The organism is Chitinophaga sp. (assembly GCF_035564935.1).
Taxonomy (GTDB): Bacteria; Bacteroidota; Bacteroidia; order Chitinophagales; family Chitinophagaceae; genus Chitinophaga.
The window spans coordinates 1-5,370 of sequence record NZ_DATMTE010000081.1; the positions used below are offsets into that span (position 1 = coordinate 1).

General features: G+C 47.7%; 2 protein-coding genes. Both read left to right on the forward strand.

Going from position 1 to position 5,370, the window contains the following annotated elements:
* Positions 1-292 precede the first annotated feature (292 nt).
* The gene (locus VN105_RS02280) at positions 293-3,790 is read left to right on the forward strand and encodes a SusC/RagA family TonB-linked outer membrane protein (RefSeq protein ID WP_325637514.1); all 3,498 of its coding nucleotides are present in this window, start codon (positions 293-295) and stop codon (positions 3,788-3,790) included.
* A gap of 10 nt (positions 3,791-3,800) precedes the next feature.
* Positions 3,801-5,261: a RagB/SusD family nutrient uptake outer membrane protein gene (locus VN105_RS02285; protein WP_325637516.1), complete on the forward strand. Its 1,461-nt coding sequence runs from the start codon at positions 3,801-3,803 to the stop codon at positions 5,259-5,261.
* Positions 5,262-5,370 lie beyond the last annotated feature (109 nt).

The following is a 5,370-nucleotide window of genomic DNA, read 5'->3' on the forward strand; positions in this document are numbered from 1 at the left end:
GATATTGAATTTGAAGGGGAGATGACCAAAGATGTTTCATTGAACGGCTTATTGATAATGCTGAAAAGAACGGATGTACATTTTCGGATTGAAGGCAGGAAACTGATTGTACAATAAAAACATATCAAATATGCTATACTGCTGCTTTTGAGCGGCGTGGCAATAAATACCGGATCAGCTTTTTTGAAAAAAAACCGCCACAGTTTAGGCCTGTGACGGTGGATTAATTCAGCTGGTTCAAAAAAACGGTTTGCCAACCACTTTTATTAACAACCAAATCTATTGCAAATCTATGCAAAAAAAATGCTATTGCCCCCCTGCCCACCCGGGGGAACACCAGGGCATTGCCCAATCCGCCGAAGCCGGATACAGCGGGTCCTTTAAAAAAGGATCGCTTACCAAAATCTTTAAGGTCATGAAATTAACTACCTTACTTTTAACTGCCGCTTTTATTCACGCCCAGGCCACTACTATGGCCCAAAACGTTACCATTTCCGGCAGGAACATGAGTTTAAAGCAGGTGTTTACTGCTATTAAAAAACAAACGGGTTATGTGTTGCTTAACCAGAAAGGAGTACTGACCGATTCCAGGCCGGTGTCGCTGTCTGTTAAAGATCTCCCGCTGGTGGAGTTGTTAAACGATGTTTTTAAAAACCAACCGCTGGAGTATGTGATCGAAGGCAAAACGATCCTGGTTTCCCGGAAAGCGCCGGCCACGGCTCCTGTTAAACCGCCATCTCCTTCCGTATCCTATATAAATGCCCTCATTCCTGTTAAAGGTATTGTCCGTTCTGCCAACGGGCAGCCTTTAGCGGGGGTGAACGTTGTAATAACAGGCACAAAGAAAGGTACTACCTCTACGGCTAATGGTTCTTTTTCTATTGATGCCAATACGGGAGATGTAATTAAAATATCTGCCATAGGATTTGCTCCGCTTACCCTTCGCCTCACCGGTGATCGTGTGCAGGTAGTGAACGGAGAGCAGGCTGGCAACGGGGAAAGTATTGCTGCAGCAGGCATTTCGAAACTGTTATCCGGCAATCCTTCGGCGCTCATTATCCAGCTTGCTGTAAGCACTTCACCGATAGACGAAGTGCAGATCACCGCTTACGGTACCACTACAAAAAGATTTAATGCAGGTAACATTACCACTATTTCATCAAAAGAAATAGCAAAGAACCCGGTAAATAATGTAATGGAAGCGTTGCAGGGTAAAGTACCCGGGTTGTTCATCCAGCAGGTAACCGGTCAGCCGGGAGGCGCCTTTACCATCAGGATGCGCGGCTCCGCAAACCTTACCACCGGCGCCACACAACCGCTGATCATTGTGGATGGGGTGCGTTTTCCCGGCGGTACCTTACCTCTTTCCACCAGCACCTTATATGGTACACAAAGCTTCCTGCAGGGAGGCAGCGGTTTAAATTATATCAATCCAAACGATATTGAAAGCATCGACGTTCTTAAAGATGTGGACGCCACCGCCATTTACGGCTCCTCCGGCGCCTATGGTGTAATTCTCATCACCACCAAAAAATCCAGGTCCGCCAATCAGTCTTTTAACGCCAACATCTACACCGGTATATCGGTCAATGGTAAAACCACTCCCCTGATGAATACCGAACAATACCTGATGCTGCGCCGTGAGGCACTGAAGAATGATGGCCTGGATGTACCCGCCAGTGATAATGACCTGAACGGTACCTGGCCTACCGACCGCTACACCAACTGGCGCAAGGAATTTATGGGAAAGTCGGCCGCCACTACCAATGCCAATTTCTCTTACAGCGGAGGCGCACAAAACACCACTTACCTGATCAGCGGAAGTCTTCGCGACATGGGAAATATACAGCGCCACAAAGGATCAAACAGGGATGGTTCCCTCCGGTTTGCACTAAACACCGGCACGGTTAACAATAAGTTTACTATGGGCATTACCGCCACTTACCTCTCCTCAAAAAATGACATGGTGCCCTACGATTTTTCTACCAGTGCGCTTACTCCTCCCAATGCGCCACCGGCTTTTAACAAAGACGGCAGCATCAACTGGGCAGCCATTGGTACAGACCTGAACAGCAGTGGCACTGCAAGTAATGCGAACAAGTTATATAAAAATGTAACCAACAACCTGCTGGCCAATGCCACCCTTACCTACCGGCCGGCTAAAAAGGTGACTCTTCGCAGCATTTTCGGGTACAACACCATTTCAGGGAAAGAGCTCATTGGTAATCCCACTTCTACCTTTAATCCAACAAACACCCAGGCAGCTACGCAAACAGTAGGTATTCTCCACCAATACAATACCCGCTCCATTACCATTTCACCGTATGGTGAATTTAATACCCTGATCAGCAGGAAAGGCGATCTAAGCATTAAACTGGGTGGAGAACTGAACAACCAGGTATCCTATTTCGACGACATCACCGGAACAGGATTTCCTTCTGATGCTTTGCTGAACAACCCTTCCGCCGGATCTACGGTAACTACCAATTATAATCTCACTGAATACCGGTCCATCGGTATGTATGGAATTATAAAATTTGTATGGGACGATAAATACATTGTCGATATTAATACACGGCGGGATGGTTCCACCAAATTCGGGCCGGGCCGTCGCATAGGAAATTTTGGTTCTGCAGCGCTGGGCTGGATCTTCAGCGGCGAAAAACTAGTCAGGGATCACCTGCCATGGCTCAGCTTTGGTAAGTTAAGGGTGAGCAGCGGCGTAGTAGGCGGCGACGCCATTGGCGACTTCCGCTACCTGGGAACATATAGTGTGATCACCGGATCCTATGATGGTAAAGTGGGCCTGTCGCCCAACTCGCTTCCCAATCCCCTGCTGAACTGGGAGCGCAATTTTAATTCGGAAGCCGGCCTGGAGCTGGGTTTCTTCAACGACCGGGTCACTACCGATGTTAGTTACTATCATAACCGTGCCGGTAACCAGTTGCTGGGACAACCTTTATCCAGTGTAACCGGTTATACCAGTTATACACTGAACTCCGATGCGCTGATCCGTACCAGTGGATGGGAAATCACCCTGAGCACCACCAATGTCAAAAGCAAAAATTTCACCTGGTCAACACGGTTCAATATTTCCGTACCAGAGAGTAAGCTACTGCGGCTGCCATCTCAAAGTAATCAAAATTCCAATTACGTGCTGAACAAACCTGTTACCGGCGTATTGCTTTATAAGTACAATGGGGTTAACCCTGAAACAGGCTTCTATAGTTTCACTGATGCCAAGGGCACTGTTTCGGATTTCACAGGAGGATTAACACAGGCAGATAAAACAGAGTTCGTAGATCTTGCCCCCAAATACTTTGGCGGGTTACAAAACTCCTTTACCTATAAGGGATTAACCGTCGACTTTTCATTTACTTTTACCAGTCGCACAGGCAAAAATTTCCTAGGTCAAACGGCCTTCCCTTTCGGATTATACGGTCTGAATGGCGCTACTGTATGGCTACGCCGCTGGCAGCAACCGGGCGATGTAACCGATATCCCCAAACTAAGCACGCAGATCAACAATATATTCCGGCAGTTTCTCCTGCAGGAGAGCACCGGGGCGTATAGTGACGCTACCTACGCGCGTTTGCAAAATGTAAGCATCCGCTATAGCTTCTCTCCTGAAGTGAACAAAATGCTGCATCTGAAAAATTTGTCGGTGTACCTGCAGGGACAAAACCTGCTTACCATTTCCAAATTCGACGGCGTGGACCCGGAAAACCTGAATGCCGGCGTGATTCCGCCATTGCGCATATTTACAACCGGAATTAATGTTACACTTTAACGTACCAAAAATGAAGATGATATTTCATACTGATCATAACTTACCGAAATCCCTGCTTACAGTGGCAGCAATGCTGACCATTACGCTCAACAGCTGCGAATCCTACCTGGATGGTACCCAGCTGCCTGCCAATACTATTGCGGCAACAGATGTTTACTCCAATGATAACATGGTGTCTACTGTTGTTACAGGTATCTATCTGACCATGAATGTTTCCGGTCCTTATACCGGCAATGCGAACGGCAATATCGGCAGTACCATGGGTTTATATACCGATGAACTCAAAAGCCTGCTGTCCGGCAATTTTGCAGATATCTTTTACAAAAATGCGGTTCAAAGCGGGCAAAGTGGCAACTGGTCTGACTTGTATAAGAAATTGTTCACGGTGAACACTGCCATTGATGGCATCAATACCAGCAAGGGTACCCTGGCTTATAAAGATCAATGGCTGGGCGAGTGCTATTTTCTCCGGGCCTATTTTTATTATTTCCTGGTCAATATTTACGGGCCGGTACCGCTTGCACTAACAAACGACTATACCATTAACAACCGGTTATCACGCGCACCGGAAGCGGAGGTGTACAAGCAAATCATTGCGGATCTTAAAATGGCGCAATCCCTGTTAGGCGATGAGTATAAAAACGGTTATGGTATCACCACTCCCAACCGCTTTCGCCCTAATAAGGCCGTTGCTACCGCCATACTGGCCAGGGTTTACCTGTATGCGAAAGACTGGCCCAATGCCGAGGCGCAAGCTACTATGCTGATCGGCAACACGAATTATGAAATGGTAGCAACAGACAAAGTATTCCTTGCCAACAGCAGGGAAACCATCTGGGCGCTGGCAACCAACAGTCCGAAAGTTGCCAATGAATATGCTTTCTATAATAATGGTATGCCTGCCACTATCACACCGCCGCAAACGCCCGCATCATCCAGTGTTTTCATTTCCCTGAGCAGTATGCTGATCAATGCCTTTGAGCCCGGCGATCAACGGTTCACTAACTGGACACGTACCTCTACGGTTTCTGCCACTTCCACCACACCGGCTGTTACCTACTACTTCCCCGCTAAATATAAATCGCCCGCAACCAATGCGGAATACGAGGTGATGTTGCGGCTTTCGGAACAATACCTGATCCGTGCAGAAGCAAGGGCCATGCAAAATAAAAGTACGGCTGTGGAAGATCTGAATGTGGTACGCCTGCGTGCAGGCCTGCAGGCCTTACCAGACGGCAACCAGGCTACGCTGCTTGCCGCCATTGCCAGGGAAAGGCAAACAGAACTGTTTACAGAAGGCGGCCACCGGTTCTTCGACCTGAAACGTACCGGCGTGATTGATGCTGTAATGGCAACAGTGGCGCCCCTTAAATCAACTACCTGGCAACCGTATATGGCTTACTGGCCTATTCCGCCAGGCGACCTGCTGCAAAATCCTAATCTTACCCCTAACCCGGGATATCTTCAATAAATGATTCAAAACAGGATGGCTGCTTGCCATCCTGTTATTTCTCAACACACATAGTACAACAAACGCTTTATGAAAAAGAAATTCTTCCTCGCCGCCCTGCTGGCGCCGG